We start from the raw sequence: 14,320 nt of genomic DNA, 5'->3' as shown, positions 1-14,320 counted from the left end.
ATGTCTTCAATCAGGGTTCTTTCTGCTCGCCGCCGGGCTATGGCACGGCCGGCAAGGCCGATGCGTTCGATCGTGTCGATCGCCGGCAGAAGAGCGCCGCGTTCGCGAAACGCGGCGACAGTCGAACTGGCTATCGCAGCACCGTCGTCGGACATGGTCGCCGCTTGAATTGCCGCCAATAGCGCGGCGCGACGATCTTGCAGCGTCGCGCTTCTCGTATCCAGATACACCATTAGCCGCGCCATGTGATCCCGACGGGTTTCTTCACGACGTGCATAGAGGGCAAATTCGCCTGGAGCGGCGCCGATCTGATCAGCAACATACTTCAGCATGGCGCGAGGCGGAGTTTCTTCTGCTCCAAGCACTCGACCCGGGTATCGCATCAGACATAGCTGGATGGCAAAGCCTAGACGATTGTGATTACGTCTCCGCAGTTCAATCTCCAGGCGATCCGCCGATGACAACAAATAGTGGCGGATGAAGCTGTCCTCGTCGACTGGGATATCGAAAAGCTTCCGGCGATCTTGATCTTTGAGAAGTTTGCGCTTTGCCATCGCCCGACTCCATCAACGACCAACCTGTGTGAAGCGTTGTCGAGTCGGGCCGGACAGAGAAATCAAAATTGGCGCATGTCGGTGGCAATCCACAGAGATCGGATGTTGCACATCCGATCTACGGTATCGTTCCGGTTTCGTTCGACCTTAGCGTACGATTTCGGCCTGCTCTTGTTCTGACCCCTATAGCGAAGACCAGGGGCATTTCACCATCCGCGAAGATGGTGTCGAGGTGGCCGATGTCTGGTCGTCGAAGCGGCTCTACACGGCCCGCCAGATGCCGACGACGGAAGCCGGCATCGTCACCTTCGGCTTCAGCCAGCTCTACATCTCGCTGGGTGACCCAATGGCCGCCGGGGGCATTGTCGTACGTGTCTGGTGGAAGCCCTGGATCCTCTGTATCTGGTCCGGTGCCATCGTGATGATGGCTGGTGGCATCGTCTCGCTCTCTGATCGCCGTTTGCGAGTCGGAGCGCCTAAGCGAACCAAGGCCTCGATAAGGCCGTCGTTAGGGGTCAGCTGAGTGCACGAACAGACAGCCCCCTCCGCTTCCTGCGCGAATTAGACGAAGGCGCCATCCCGGCCCGGCACAAGGCGGCTTACATTCTTCAGGCAGCCTTGTTCGACCCAAACTTTGGTGCCAGACGAATGTAAGCCAACTGGCTCAGCAGTTCGATCAGTGTCTGCGTGACAATTATTGCCGGAAGGATCGGTACAGCACCCGGGACAGCGAAAGCCAGCGGCAGGACGACCAGAGAGTTGCGCGTGGCGGCACTGAATGCGACGGCACGGCCCGCTGGCGCATCAAGCCGGAACAACTTACTCATACCCCACCCCGCCAAGGGCGCAGCAACCGCGTATGCCACGTATATTGGCACAACACGGAAAGTGGCATCGAGTGCGGGGCCGAGTTGCGGTACGACGGCAGCAACCACGACGAAGAGTACGAACGCTGTCGCAGGAACCGGAAGCAGCCCCAAAACCGCCGACGCACGCTGCCCTGCCACACTTCGGCCGGCCGAGAACTGGATGAGGACGGCGAAGACAAGCGGGACTGCTATCAGCCAGACGAACGCGTGGAAAAATGGTCCGGCTTTGATAAGAGACGCAGCCTCGGGACCGAGGAAAACGCTCAAATAGACGGGCAACAGTAGCATTTGGACGATCAAGAGCGCGGGTGTTGCTGCCAGCAGGAGACGGGCGTCGGCGCGGCCAAGATGCGAGAACGTAACGACATAGTCGATGCATGGGGCGAGAAGGACCAGCAATACGCCAAGCCGTATCATCGGATCAGGTGGAAGAAACGGGACGAGAACTCCCACCAGCATAGGCATGACGACAAAATTCGCCAGCAGCAGGACGCCAAGGAAGCGGAATTGCGCGAGGGCCATCCGAAGTTCGGCAAGCGGAACCTGAAGGAAGGTCACAAACAACATGAACGCTAGCGACGGATTTATGCCGATCTCAAGTGCGGTTGTTCCAGAGATCGAGAGAGCCGCCAGAGCGCCAAGGATAACTGCGCCAAAATAGATCTGGACCTGATGATTTTCGAGGGTGTCACGGAGGGTCAACGGAGCGCTTTCAGTTTTCATTTCAGGCCGACGAAGCTAGCCAGGTCCGAGAACAATGGCCGCCGTTGCTATCCGGTGGTTTAGTCTTCGAACGCCTTTGGTGCCAGCTCATTGCAGACAAGAAAAGCGCTGCGGGGCTGGAGAACTGGACAGGGAGTCGGACAGAAAAGTCCGATTTCCAGCATCACCTGAAAGCTCCCCCTATATGCCGCAAGTCACTGGATTTGAGTATGTCGACCTGCGCCGTAGATCGGCGTAACAGTTTGAAAGGGCTGGGGATAGGTCGGTCCGGGTGCGTGTCAGGCTTTGCGGTATACATGCGCTGTTCTCTGCCTTTCCATGGTGACCAGGCATGAAACTGCTGATGACTTCAATTGGATTGTTCTCCAATTTTCGGGATTCGGACAGCTATCCGATTTATCCGCCACCATGCGAAGACCGACAGGAGGAGCATGCGGCAAGTAAGACAATACTTGCAAAGCCCCAGCCGGTTTCCACCGCCTCCTCTATCTGTGCGCCGAAAACGAAGCCCGCCAAAACCAGGCAGGCGGTCCAAACTATTGCGGATGCTGCATTCAGAACTGTAAACTTTGCCCATGACATTGATCCGAGACCAACCGGAAGCGCGCCGATGGTCCGCATACCCTTGGGATATCTGTAAAGAAAGATGTAGGCCCAGCCGTACTTTGCAACTAGGATTTTCGCGGCCGCATAGGCCTTTTCGGCAAAAGGCCACCTCGTTAACCACGCATCCCCGTATCGTCTCGCGATAAAGAACCGTGCTTCGTCCCCGAGATAGCCGCCGGCAAAGGTCAACGCTAAAACAAGGGACAAGTCCAAAGCTTGTGTTTGAGCCGCATAGCCCGCGAACAATGGGAGACTACCGCTTTTCAGCATGCAGTACGCAAAAAGCAGGATGTAGATCCATGTCCCGTATTCTCGTACTAGATCAGACAAACCGTCCATATCGCTTCACCAAATCAAATCGCAGGGTACAAACAGAAACTCTTTTTGTGTACGATCTACACGATCTATCGGATGTTTTCCTTCGCATGGCCTGCCTGGTGAGTGCACGACCATCGGACATCTGGTTCAGTTTGGCATAGCCCGCGCACGAGCTGAGGCTGCCGTTGTTTTCCGACAGCCTCTACATGACAGCGCCAGGGGAATGCGGATAACCGGAGTCAGCTCCGACATGGCACAGGCCTCGCATGCCTGACCTCACGACTTCAAGCCGCTGAACTGTCGGTGGGGAGACTTCACGGTTTTCTCCGCCTAAGCCTCAGAGAAGCGAGGCAGGCTGGTAACGACGATGGGGGTTTTGCCTGGCACTCGACCATACAAGTCGACCACGTCCTGATTGATCATCCGGACACACCCTGAGGATACCGACTTGCCGATCGTCCACCATTCCGGCGACCCATGGATGCGATAAAGCGTGTCCTCGCCATTCTGGAAAATGTAGAGCGCGCGCGCGCCCAATGGATTCTTGAGGCTAGGAGGCATACCGCCATTGGCAATGCTGTAGGGCGCAAGTTCTGGCTGTCGAGCGACCATCTCGTCAGGTGGCGTCCAGCGTGGCCACTGGCGTTTGTACTGGATGACCCCCTTGCCCGACCATTCGAACCCCTGCCGGCCGAGACCGACCCCGTATCGCATCGCCTGTCCGCCCTCATAAGTCAGGTAGAGAAAGTAATTGGCCGTATCCACGACCAATGTGCCTGGCCGCTCCCCGGTCGGATCACTCACCATCTGGCGGTAGTAGCGCTTGTCGATCTTCTGGTAGGGTATAGCAGGCAGCGGGAACTGTTCGTTTGGAATTGGTCCATAGGTGGTTTCCAGAACCGGATGGGCGATGGGTACGATTTCAGACTGTGTCGTCTCTGCGGTCGTTGTCGAGCAGCCAGTCAATACAGCCGCCGCTGCCCCAGCCCCCCCGATAACGAAGCCTCGTCGTGTCAATTTCCCAGACTGCAATGTATTTCCTCTCGAAGGTTGACGTTCCGGCTTACGAGCCGGTCATCAGATTGCGGATTTTCTTCATGCGAACCTCGCGGGATTCATGCATGTCGAGCGTTCCTTTGAAGCTACCATTGGCGTCCATCATGTACACGCCAGCCGTATGGTCCATTGTGTAGCTTCCATCTTCGGTCGGAACCTTGCGTGCGTAGGCGGAGAAAGCTTTGACAGCCGTCGCTGTTTGCTCCGGCGTTCCCCGAAGGGCAAGGATTCTGCGGTCGAAGGATGTCATGTACTCGTTCAGCAACTGCTGAGTATCTCTCTCGGGGTCAACGCTGATGAATACAACGTTGAAACCGCTCGCAGCGGGCCCGAGTTCATTCATCAGGTCACTCAGCTCGAACAACGTTGTGGGGCAGATGTCTGGGCAGTGCGTAAAGCCAAAAAACGCCAAATACGGCTTTCCCTTGAGGACAGCGTTGTCGATCACTTGGCCCCGGTGCGAAACCAACTCAAATGGGCGACCGATCGCAGGGGTAGAGGACGTGTCTGGCTCACCAAAACGTTTGCCGCCACCCGACTGCAGCAAATAACCTATAATCAGTAGCAATGTGCAGATCGCAACCACACACCACGCCACAAGTCGAAACGCTCTGAGAGCTTTCATTTAATTCCCTGCCGACATTCACCTGAAAAACCCCTTGGAGTACTCCTAATCCCTCTAGTAACTTGAGGTTCAAGGCAAGTGGCGAAGAAAATCGAAATTCTCCTCAGTCGATTCGCTGTCATCCACATCAGACAGAAACGGAAATTCCAGTCGGACAGAAAGCGCCCTTGACCCTCAAGCTACTAGAGGTTTCATAGTGACGAGCATCAACGAGCGACAGGAATGGCAGAGAAGTGGTGAAAACTAACGACGGCGCATGGCTTGCGATCTTCAGCGCGTGGATAATTGCCATGGGTTCGACGTTGGGCGCACTGTTTATCGGTGAGGTCATGGGGCAAGCGCCATGCGATCTCTGTTGGCACCAACGAGCCTTCATGTTTCCACTGGCAGTGCTGCTCGCAGTCGCCGCTTTCCGCTCTGATGCCCGTGCCTGGATCTATGCCGTTCCGCTGGCAGCGGCGGGATGGTCGATCGCGGCATTTCACAACCTTCTTTATTTCAACATCATCCCCACGGCCATCAAGCCTTGCGGCCAGGGGCCATCCTGCTCGGGCGCGGGTATGCTCCTCTTTGGAACCCTGCCCATTCCGCTCCTGTCGCTTGGTGCATTTACTGTCATCATCGTCCTACTTCTAATCGTGCGCCGGAGAACACCAGCATGAACAGACGCACTTTCGTTATCGCTTCGGCTTCGGCCGCGATTGCCGTTTTCGCAGGAGGCGCGGCCCTCTATGATGGGCTTACGCCAGACGCGGAGCCAGCGCCCTCTACAATGCCGGGGAACAATACCCTCGTCAGAATGCACTCGCCGGTCATGGGGCCGGTTTCGGCGCCTGTGACAATTGTCGAATTTTTTGATCCGTCTTGTGAGGCATGCCGGGCCTTTTATCCGCTCGTGAAGCAGATGATGACGCAGACCGGAAATGACGTGCGACTTGTCCTGCGATACACCGTATTCCACGAAGGTTCCGATGATGCAGTGCGCATATTGGAGGCCGCGCGCAAACAAAACCTGTTTGAACCGGTCCTAGAAGCGATACTGGAACAGCAGCCTGTCTGGGCCGATCATGGCAAACCAGATCTAGAAAAGGCATGGCAGATCGCGGCGATGGCCGGACTTGATGTCGAGCAGGGAAAGAAGGATGCGGCCTCCCCAGCGATCGACAATATTCTCGCCCAGGATATGGCCGATGTTCAGGCCAACAATGTGAAACAGACCCCGACATTTTTCGTGAACGAAAAGCCTCTCACAGAGATCAGCCCGCAAGGTCTTTTCACTATGCTGAAAGCTGAAATCGATGCCAGCAAGGCAGGATCCTGACTTCGGAGACCGGACCGGAATTCATGAGCGGACATCACCACGATCATGAAGCAGATGCAGGAGACAAGCGTATAGGGGGAGCAATTCTCGTCAACGTGCTCCTTACTTTTGCGCAGATTGTCGGCGGCATCTTCTCCGGCAGTCTTTCCCTGATCGCGGATGCGCTCCACAACTTCAGTGACGCTGCATCACTTGTGATTGCGTATGGTGCACGTCGGATCGCGCGCCGTCCTTCTGACGAAAAGATGACGTTCGGCTATGTTCGCGCCGAAATCGTCGCATCGCTGATCAACTACACGACTTTGATCGTCATTGGTCTCTATCTCGTGTATGAAGCGGTCATGCGGTTCATCACACCTGCGCCGATCGAAGGGTGGACGGTCGTGATCGTCGCAGGCATCGCGCTCGTCATCGATTTGACCACAGCCATGCTCACCTACACCCTTTCAAAAACCAGCATGAATATCCGGGCCGCTTTCTTGCACAATGTGTCGGACGCCCTTGGATCGGTGGGTGTTATCATCGCCGGCACGCTTGTGCTGATATACGGCTGGACATGGATTGACCCAGCGGTCACCCTCATGATCGCAGCCTACATACTCTGGCAGGCCTTCGCTGAGATCGGAGGATCGATCCGGATCCTGATGATGGCGGCGCCTGAGGACGTAAATGTGAACGAACTTGTTTCAGACATGCGTTCCGTCGAAGGCGTCCAGGAGGTGCACCATGTCCATGTGTGGCGGATCGATGAAGATCACAAGGCATTGCAAGCGCATCTCGTTGTGACGGATTTATCTCTGCGCAGTGCTGCTGAAGTGAAAGCCGCAGTGCGAAAAATCCTGCGGGACAGGCACGGTATCGACCACAGCACTCTGGAGATCGAAACGCCAGAGGACGGTTGCGAAGACGGCCTGCAGGTCATCGGTCATAATGTTGTAGAAACCTGAGACTAGAGGCTTCGCAGGCACCGTTGACGGATATGCTCAACGATGAAGGCCGCATCGTCAGCCACACCCGCGATCAGGCCAGAGGCACGGTTCCGCTGCCATGGACGTCCTACATAGTAGAGACCGTCAACAGGCGAAATCCCGTTGGAGTGAATTGGGGCAGCCCGAGCATCCACCGCACCTTCGACTTCAATCCAAGGGAGCTCATCGGCATAGCCTGTCGCCCAAACTATGGATCTGATGTTCTCGCTCGATCCGTCGGCGAAACTTACCCTGCGATCATGGATCGCAGCCAGTCTCGGCTTCAGGATTACCCCCGACCGCCTGAGTGAAGCATCGTCATTGCCGCGAACAGGGAATGGATCCTCACGCCTCATCCTTCGTCCGATGATCCCCTGCGCGGATGCCTGGAGAAGGCCGAGCTGCCCCAGCCATACCCACAAACTGCGTCCGAGGACCTTCTCCGGTAAAAGTCTGCGCTTTCGCCCGCGTGCAAGCAGCACCTTTTGAAACCCAGCCATCGCGATTGCCACGTCCCTGCCACTCGCGCCATCTCCGACTACAAGAACAGGGCCTTCCGCCACCGAGCCCGGATTGCGGAACTCGGTTACGTGCATCTGCTGAATGTCAGCAGGTAGCAATTTCGACAATCCAGGAATTCGCGGTGTTGAAAATGCCCCCGTGGCAACGATGACAATATGACTTGTGAGACGATTGCCGTCTTGCGTTGACGCCACAAAGAGACTGCCTGCCTTCTCAAGTCGGACGACCTTCTTCGAACTGCTGACCGGAATTTTATGGAAGGAAGCATACCGCCGCAGATAGTCAGCAAACTCATCCTTTCCAGCATAGCCATTTGCATCACCAACCAGGGGCATACCCGAGAGCGCGCTGATGCAGCGAGGTGTAAAAAGTGTGAGGCTGTCATATCTGTTGCGCCAGCTGTCGCCGATTTTTGTGCCAGCATCAACAATCAAGAAGCTCAGGCCCTGCCTCTTCAAGGCGTATGCCGCAGCGAGCCCGGCTTGCCCCGCCCCTATAATCAGGATGTTGGTCCGCATTGTATTCTCCTCAAGCAAGATCGTCGTTACCCATCAACGGCTGGGGAGGTTACGGTTCCGTTGGGTTCAGGCCTTGCCTCTCGACCAATATGCGAGAAGCTCAAGAAAAACACCGCCACAACAAAAATCGTGAGCACTGCCAACACAATCCAGTTATTGCGTCGTATCTTCTTAATCCGCTCATCGGGCTGGGCCATAATTCAATCTCCCGCACTTGGGGTAGTCACCCCGTCGCCGGACCTGGCCTTCTTTTTCTCGAAGGGGTCAGCCAGCGCCGCATCTGGTCTGCTAACCGGATATTTTGTGCCCGAGATGCGAGCCGCAAGTCGGGCCGGACCCTCTTTCTTAAGGAGTGCGCGGAAACTTGGATGCATCCCGCCATCCACATAGGACGACACCGTGGAGCCGCCGGCCTGTTGAAGCGCAGCCTCAAGCCTTTGGGTTTCTTCGGCCATGCGGGCTATCAGAGCAGGATCAGGAGAAGCGGCGCTTGCGGGGCAAGCCTCCAGTGGGTCAAGGGGCTCTCCGCCCACGAACTCTTTGTTGAACATGTAGCGGCGACCACACACCGAGACTTTTGGTTGCTGACGGGTCAGTTCGAAATAGTCGTATCCCTCCTTCAGAGTCCGCCAGAACGACAGGTTTTGATTGTCTTTGTGCAGCGCCATGTTTTCCGTCGTCATCCGGAAAGGATAGGCCTGAACCTGGAACCGCTCCTGTCCCGATGAAAGTGCCTTGGCGACGATTGCATATATCTCACCAACGCCCTGGTCTGTCAGCGCAAAGCAACCGGAAGAGGAGCAAGCACCGTGGACCATCAGCGCCTCGCCGGTATAGCCGAGTGCCGTCTCAAGCCTGTTTGGATAGCCCAGGTTGAAAGATACATAGTACTGCGATTTAGGATTCAGCATGCCTTTTGAAACGTGGTAAAATCCCTCTGGCGCTTGGCGGTCACCTTCCTTGACCTTGGGACCTAGCTTCCCGGACCACCTGCACATCGGATATGTCTTGAGCAACGCGTAGCGCCCACTTCGGTCGATCTTCCAGACCTCGAGCTCGCTTTCCTGCTTGAAGATCCTGATCAGGACGGGGCTTTCTGCTGCCATCCCCTTCTTTGACATCTCTGCCAGCATCTTGCTCGACAGTTCGGGGGCCATGCTGGACAGGTCGTCTAGCCCCATGTCTGAAACACATCCGGATAGGGGGATAGCTATAAGGGCTCCAAGGCAGGCATTCCGCGCGATCAGAAGTGCTCGCTGATTCAAATTCTGAAACCAATTCATTTCGTCACTCTTCGCGCTTTCAATGAAACCGTGCCGACATCACCAATAAGGTGCCGAGCGCACCACGGCAGCCGGCAATACAGGAAGGGGGGCACGACCGCACGACGCCGCATCGAACAAACCCTTAGCCACCGGTACAAATATAGGACCTCAAGTAACTAGAGCTACAAGGGGCAGCCCCAGGAAAGGCTAAACGCTCCTCCCACCTAATCATCTACTCATCTTTGGGCACGGGACCAGGCACAACATCGAGCAGAGATTTATCAACCAGGGGGGTTACCTTCATTGGGTTTGCTCCGGAGGTGCGCATCCGCTCCAGATCTGCTGCAGTCAGGTAATCGAGCTTGGTGATCAGAGTTTTATAGTAGGCTTGCAGACCAATCCGCTTGTTCATCCGCGCCACCAGATCTAACCTTAAGGCATCGGCGGCGAATTCGGGGTCTGTGAGCACCGGTCCGGACACCAGTGTCGCGATCAATTCGTCCGTCAGTTCTGCCTCCGGGCTGGGACTAGCACGCAGTGCCTCGTCATTTGCGGTCAACGTCACTTCTGCAACGACGTAACCGTCGACCTTTCTCTCCCGAATAATCGGGACGGTCACCATCGCCGATTTGACCACCTCATGTTCGGTTAGCCCGGGAGACTGCGTCTCAACCTGTTTGGGCGCTGGGGCCCACTGGAAACCAGCGTAGACAGCAACCAAGCACACCAAGACACACCACGCTCCGGAGCATGCAATCTTCCACATTTACTAATCTCCATGAGGATCAACCGGAGCTACGCCGGGATCCTCCACCGATCGCTGTGCTGCCATCGCATTCAGGCGTGATTGGACAGTGCTCGATCCCTTAGTCGATGAGAGCCGCTCTCAAGCCGCGTGTTGGACATAGTCCAACGCAGCAGACACCTGGTTACGATCTCCGGGCGGTATTAACGGTAAGATCAGGCTCGGGGAGGAGGATCAAGGGGATCAATGCCTGCAAAGACACGGAACCGATTTGGTGAAACTCTGTAGGCAGAGAGCATTCGTTCCGAAATTGCAGCGCTTTCCTGCAGGCAAGCCAGAAGCTCGTGAGAATGCTCGACCAGATGCTGGCATTTCGCGTGGGCACCAGCAGACACAGTCCCTTGATGGACGGTTCTGGATATCGTCGCCCCGGAAATGACATTCCGTGCGACTGATCCATGCGGACCCGCAATGGCGACTGCCAACAGCAGTGCCACACACAAAATCCGAATCGATTTTCCGAGCCGCGACATCATCACACGTCACACTCAACCTGTCTGAGATTGCCTGAAGCTGGTGCACACGCACCGCCGCACGATGGAGGACGCAGACAATAAGAATTGATTTCCCCGTATGTGACCATAGCCTCTAGAGTCGAGAAATGATCGGTTCAGTCGCACGTATCGCAAAAAAACTTGGCATGATCGCTGCGTTTTCGCTGGTGGGATTTGTGTTCGTCAAGGTTGTTTTTGCCGTCGTTTGCTGGGGCATAGGACATGACTCCTTCGAGGCCATCGCGGGCATCGTCTCATCCATCGGCCTTGGGGGCTGGATCGGCATAGAGGCCTATCTGTCGTTCACAAGCTGGCGATCTCATAAAAAAGTGCCTTAATTCGACACAGGCCGATAAAATTGCACTGAATTTCTTTGCGTGATGATCGTGTTCGATCCGCATAACTCGTCCCAAGACACAGGGACGACTTATGACCTCCAGATTTTTGCTCGCAATTCTCGCCATAACGATCATTTCGACAGGCGCCGCTTGGAAACCGGAAGCGGCAACATGGGATTCCATGCCTGTCGCCGGGGCGACGTCGCAACCGATCGGCCACTTCGAATTTTGTAAAAGATATCCCGAAGAATGCCAGCCTAACGCTGCAGATCGCGCACGCCTGAAGCTCACAGAGGAACTCTGGAATAGCCTCGTTGAGGTCAACCAGGTCGTCAATACAATTCCGGCTATCGAGGATATCGAGATCTATGGCGTCGAGGAATTTTGGAATTATCCTACCACCGCAGCCGACTGCGAGGACTTTGCTCTGCTGAAGCGCAAGCTTTTGATGAGGCGCGGGATCGCGGTCTCCAATCTGCTGATCACAGTTGTACTTCAACCGGACGGATCCGGGCATGCTGTTTTGACGGTGCGGTCGGAAATAGGCGATTTCATTCTCGACAACTTGCGTGGTGAAATCAGAAATTGGTCGGAAACAGAATATACATATCTCAAGCGTCAGGATTCCCGCAATCCTGGCAAATGGGTGAAGATCAGGGACGGTCGAGACACAACAGCGGTCAGCGGCATTCGCTAATCGAGGTGACAAATTAGACCGGCCGATCCTGCAGCAGTCAGCCGGGTGCCTGACGAGGTGAAACCTCGCAATGATTGGCGCCCCAGCTCAGATGATGAGCCCCGGCCGCCACTACACTTTTCCTTGATGCAGCAACTGGCACAAAATTTTGCACTTGAAGCTCTAGTTCCTAGAGGCCGCATGGCAAACCAAGTGAGCGTGAAATCCCGCTCGCGGCCAATCTGCCAAATCGTAGCGAATGTAAGAGTGTGCTCAGTCTGGAACCGAAAATGCTGTTCTCGAAAAAAGCCATGTTCAGGCTTACCGTCATCGTCCTCGGGGTTACCGCAATCTGCGGTATCGATCTGTCCGTCAAATTCGTCATGGCGGAGCTTCTGGCAGCCCCAACGGGAACCATTGAGTTGGCCCCCTTTTTCAACCTGACGCTCACCTACAACACGGGTGTCAGCTTCGGGCTATTTTCCGACACCATCGCGTCAGCACCCCGGTTGTTCGCCACACTTCAAGGGGGCATCGTTGTCGGACTCGTCGTTTGGGCAATATTCGCCAACAGTGTCCTGGAGGGAATGGCCATATCGGCAATGGCTGGGGGTGCGAGCGCAAATGTGGTCGATCGCTTTATGCACTTGAGGGTTACCGACTATCTGGATTTCCACGCTTACGGGTGGTCATGGCCTGCTTTCAATATTGCGGATGTGTTCATCGTGTGCGGTGCCATTGTCCTTGTGGCGGCGTCGGTAGTTCAGACCAAAAACAAGCATGCGTCCACGAATTCCTGACGGGGTGAGGCGCAAAGAGAAGGCAAAGCCTCAACTCTCAGTTTCTTGGCGGCCTTCATTCGCGATCTGGTTCTCCATGGTGATGATTGGTTTCCGCAGAACCTGGAGCAAGGATCTCAAGCGGGACAGCACGCGAGGTTCCGTTATCAAATTTTAGCGTCATCGTTGCGGCTTTCGGAGGCCCCGAACTTCGCACCAGTGAAATGAAAACTGTGTCCTGATCCATGTCCAGTTCCGCATTCCGGGGTATCACGACGTAGGCATCCGATAGCGGTACCCGTTCGAAGCCTTTGGAATCAGACATCGGGCTCTCGAGTGTAGCGGTCGAATACCCGGCAACCTCGATAGAGACAATCGCTATCTCATCGCCCGTACCGTTGTAGACGGTGACATATGCAGTATCAGTGACCCCGTTGGGCGCCAGTACCAATTCTGCATGCTCGATGGTCAGGGAGTCGTATTTGATTTGATGAGGTTCATTTGTCACGTTAGCCCAGGCGCCGCTCTGACCGGCGAAAAGAAATGCAGTGGCTGCCACACACCAACGTTTTGCTTGATTTGCCATTTATAAATCCTCACATGTTCCGAGCCATTGCTTACATACCTCTCGGTTGTTCGAGGGTTCAGGTTCGCGTGATGGGCTAATTTGTCGCGGCCTGCACCTGCCGCATTTGGAGAGGGAGGTAGCATGCTCACCATTGGAGATCTGTCCAGGACCACGGGTGTCAAGGTACCAACGATCAGATATTATGAACAGATGGGGCTGCTCTCACCGCCGGAACGTTCTGAGGGCAATCAGCGACGTTACTCGAAGACCGAGCAGGAACGCCTCTCATTCATTCGACATGCCCGCGACCTTGGATTGACGATCGAAGCTATTCGCGAGCTTATAGAGCTGAGCCAGCATCCGGAAAAGCCGTGTGCAGAGGCCGACAAGATAGCTGCCGAACAGCTTGTGACAATCCGACAGAAGATCGAGAGATTGAAGAAGCTGGAAGCCGAGCTGGAACGGATCTCAACACACTGCCATTCGAATCAAGTGCGCGATTGCTATGTGATCAGGGCCTTGGCAAACCACGATATGTGCACCACCGAGCACGACTGACTACAGCATTTCACTGCCCAAATACCTCTGAGTACACGGCGATCCCAGTTGGTACCGATCTGAATGATCGGGGCGGTTGGTGGCGAGCTCCAAGTCGCACAGATCGTCCAGACCAAGAGACTGCATCAGGGGTCGCAATCGCCTAGTTCGTGAGGGTCACATCAGGCTGCCCGCCAGCTCACTGAGTGCTTGAAAGTCCTCCGGAAGTAATGGGCAGCTCGGTGCGAGCGCATCAGGAAACGAAATCGACCAACAGCTTCAGGTTCAGCAAAGCGATTACGATGGCGATGATCCAGGCAAAAGCCGAGAGCCAAAGAGGTGCCTTCATCTCTCCCATCTTATCAGCATCGGCTGTGAACATCACCAGCGGGAAAACCGCAAAGGATAGTTGGAGGCTAAGCACGACCTGGGTCAAGATCAGAAGCTGGGCAGTGCCGCTGTCTCCGAAAGCTATAGTGACCCCTGCTGCGGGTATGATGGCGATCCCCCGGGTAATCAGACGGCGAAGCCAAGGTGCAAGCTGGATCTTCAGGAACCCTTCCATCACGATCTGACCCGCAAGCGTCGCGGTAACCGTTGAATTGATACCGCAGCACAAAAGGGCGATTCCGAACAATGTCGGTGCGAAGGCCAAACCGAGCAACGGGGCTAGCAGACTATGAGCCTCACCCAGTTCTGCGACCGAAGTCCGCCCGGTTTCGTGGAACGTAGCGGCCGCCAGAATGAGGATCGAAGCATTGACGAGCAGAGCGAACAT

General features: G+C 55.5%; 18 protein-coding genes and 1 pseudogene. 8 read left to right on the top strand and 11 right to left on the bottom strand.

Going from position 1 to position 14,320, the window contains the following annotated elements:
- Window positions 1-554 (bottom strand): DUF4158 domain-containing protein (locus DOU54_RS26620; protein WP_146617409.1); only part of this gene is annotated, 554 nt, incomplete at its 3' end.
- 184 nt (window positions 555-738) lie between these two features.
- Between DOU54_RS26620 and DOU54_RS26615 the strand changes: the two are divergent.
- Window positions 739-1,077, top strand: a pseudogene (locus DOU54_RS26615) (cytochrome c-type biogenesis CcmF C-terminal domain-containing protein); the annotation flags it as partial.
- Between the two features lie 85 nt (window positions 1,078-1,162).
- Here DOU54_RS26615 and DOU54_RS26610 read toward each other — a convergent pair.
- The 4 genes from DOU54_RS26610 to DOU54_RS26595 all read right to left on the bottom strand — a co-directional run bounded on the left by DOU54_RS26610 (window position 1,163) and on the right by DOU54_RS26595 (window position 4,751).
- Entirely contained in the window at window positions 1,163-2,125 is a 963-nt protein-coding gene (locus DOU54_RS26610) for an arsenic resistance protein (RefSeq protein ID WP_286079975.1), read from the bottom strand.
- Between the two features lie 417 nt (window positions 2,126-2,542).
- Entirely contained in the window at window positions 2,543-3,091 is a 549-nt protein-coding gene (locus tag DOU54_RS26605) for a DedA family protein (RefSeq protein WP_210206221.1), read from the bottom strand.
- A 309-nt stretch (window positions 3,092-3,400) separates the two neighbouring features.
- Window positions 3,401-4,102, bottom strand: coding sequence for a L,D-transpeptidase (locus tag DOU54_RS26600; RefSeq protein ID WP_037094266.1), 702 nt, complete (start codon window positions 4,100-4,102; stop codon window positions 3,401-3,403).
- Between the two features lie 31 nt (window positions 4,103-4,133).
- On the bottom strand, window positions 4,134-4,751 hold the full coding sequence (locus DOU54_RS26595) for an SCO family protein (RefSeq protein ID WP_037094264.1): 618 nt from the start codon (window positions 4,749-4,751) through the stop codon (window positions 4,134-4,136).
- Window positions 4,752-4,984: 233 nt separating this feature from the next.
- Between DOU54_RS26595 and DOU54_RS26590 the strand changes: the two genes are divergently transcribed.
- The 3 genes from DOU54_RS26590 to DOU54_RS26580 are packed head-to-tail and all read left to right on the top strand — an operon-like array spanning window position 4,985 to window position 7,019.
- A complete protein-coding gene (locus DOU54_RS26590; RefSeq protein WP_072495073.1) occupies window positions 4,985-5,413 on the top strand; it encodes a disulfide bond formation protein B in 429 nt (142 codons plus the stop codon).
- A complete protein-coding gene (locus tag DOU54_RS26585) occupies window positions 5,410-6,072 on the top strand; it encodes a DsbA family protein (RefSeq protein ID WP_113732160.1) in 663 nt (220 codons plus the stop codon). Before DOU54_RS26590 ends, DOU54_RS26585 begins: the two co-directional genes overlap by 4 nt.
- 23 nt (window positions 6,073-6,095) lie before the next feature.
- The gene (locus DOU54_RS26580; RefSeq protein ID WP_113732159.1) at window positions 6,096-7,019 is read left to right on the top strand and encodes a cation diffusion facilitator family transporter; all 924 of its coding nucleotides are present in this window, start codon (window positions 6,096-6,098) and stop codon (window positions 7,017-7,019) included.
- Window positions 7,020-7,021: 2 nt separating this feature from the next.
- Here the strand turns inward: DOU54_RS26580 and DOU54_RS26575 are convergent, their stop codons facing one another.
- The 4 genes from DOU54_RS26575 to DOU54_RS26565 all read right to left on the bottom strand — a co-directional run bounded on the left by DOU54_RS26575 (window position 7,022) and on the right by DOU54_RS26565 (window position 10,111).
- Window positions 7,022-8,080 carry a flavin-containing monooxygenase gene (locus tag DOU54_RS26575; protein ID WP_107341866.1) on the bottom strand — a complete coding sequence of 353 codons (1,059 nt, stop codon included), beginning with the start codon at window positions 8,078-8,080 and terminating at the stop codon, window positions 7,022-7,024.
- Window positions 8,081-8,106: 26 nt separating this feature from the next.
- Window positions 8,107-8,277 (bottom strand): hypothetical protein, encoded by a 171-nt coding sequence (locus DOU54_RS27670; RefSeq protein ID WP_157951666.1) that lies wholly within the window; start codon window positions 8,275-8,277, stop codon window positions 8,107-8,109.
- 3 nt (window positions 8,278-8,280) lie between these two features.
- Window positions 8,281-9,363: a L,D-transpeptidase family protein gene (locus DOU54_RS26570; RefSeq protein WP_107341865.1), complete on the bottom strand. Its 1,083-nt coding sequence runs from the start codon at window positions 9,361-9,363 to the stop codon at window positions 8,281-8,283.
- A 214-nt stretch (window positions 9,364-9,577) separates the two neighbouring features.
- Window positions 9,578-10,111 carry a hypothetical protein gene (locus DOU54_RS26565; RefSeq protein WP_113732158.1) on the bottom strand — a complete coding sequence of 178 codons (534 nt, stop codon included), beginning with the start codon at window positions 10,109-10,111 and terminating at the stop codon, window positions 9,578-9,580.
- Between the two features lie 640 nt (window positions 10,112-10,751).
- Here DOU54_RS26565 and DOU54_RS26560 point away from each other — a divergent pair.
- The 3 genes from DOU54_RS26560 (at window position 10,752) to lspA (ending at window position 12,458) form a co-directional block, all read left to right on the top strand.
- Window positions 10,752-10,982, top strand: a complete 231-nt coding sequence (locus DOU54_RS26560; RefSeq protein WP_112828971.1) for a hypothetical protein — start codon at window positions 10,752-10,754, stop codon at window positions 10,980-10,982.
- A 91-nt stretch (window positions 10,983-11,073) separates the two neighbouring features.
- Window positions 11,074-11,679 (top strand): transglutaminase-like cysteine peptidase, encoded by a 606-nt coding sequence (locus tag DOU54_RS26555; protein ID WP_113732157.1) that lies wholly within the window; start codon window positions 11,074-11,076, stop codon window positions 11,677-11,679.
- Between the two features lie 269 nt (window positions 11,680-11,948).
- On the top strand, window positions 11,949-12,458 hold the full coding sequence (gene lspA / locus DOU54_RS26550; RefSeq protein WP_113732156.1) for a signal peptidase II: 510 nt from the start codon (window positions 11,949-11,951) through the stop codon (window positions 12,456-12,458).
- A gap of 55 nt (window positions 12,459-12,513) precedes the next feature.
- On the opposite strand, the gene DOU54_RS26545 is transcribed toward lspA, so the two are convergent.
- A complete protein-coding gene (locus tag DOU54_RS26545) occupies window positions 12,514-13,023 on the bottom strand; it encodes a hypothetical protein (RefSeq protein ID WP_113732155.1) in 510 nt (169 codons plus the stop codon).
- Window positions 13,024-13,146: 123 nt separating this feature from the next.
- Between DOU54_RS26545 and DOU54_RS26540 the strand changes: the two genes are divergently transcribed.
- The gene (locus DOU54_RS26540) at window positions 13,147-13,563 is read left to right on the top strand and encodes a MerR family transcriptional regulator (protein ID WP_035228718.1); all 417 of its coding nucleotides are present in this window, start codon (window positions 13,147-13,149) and stop codon (window positions 13,561-13,563) included.
- Window positions 13,564-13,795: 232 nt separating this feature from the next.
- Here the strand turns inward: DOU54_RS26540 and DOU54_RS26535 are convergent.
- The coding region (locus DOU54_RS26535) for a divalent metal cation transporter (protein ID WP_286079973.1) at window positions 13,796-14,320 on the bottom strand (525 nt) is incomplete at its 5' end.

It is taken from the genome of Agrobacterium sp. MS2 (assembly GCF_003261015.1).
Classification (GTDB): Bacteria; Pseudomonadota; Alphaproteobacteria; order Rhizobiales; family Rhizobiaceae; genus Agrobacterium; species Agrobacterium pusense.
The sequence above is the reverse complement of the archived record's forward strand: the minus strand, read 5'-3'. Positions and strand labels throughout refer to the sequence as shown.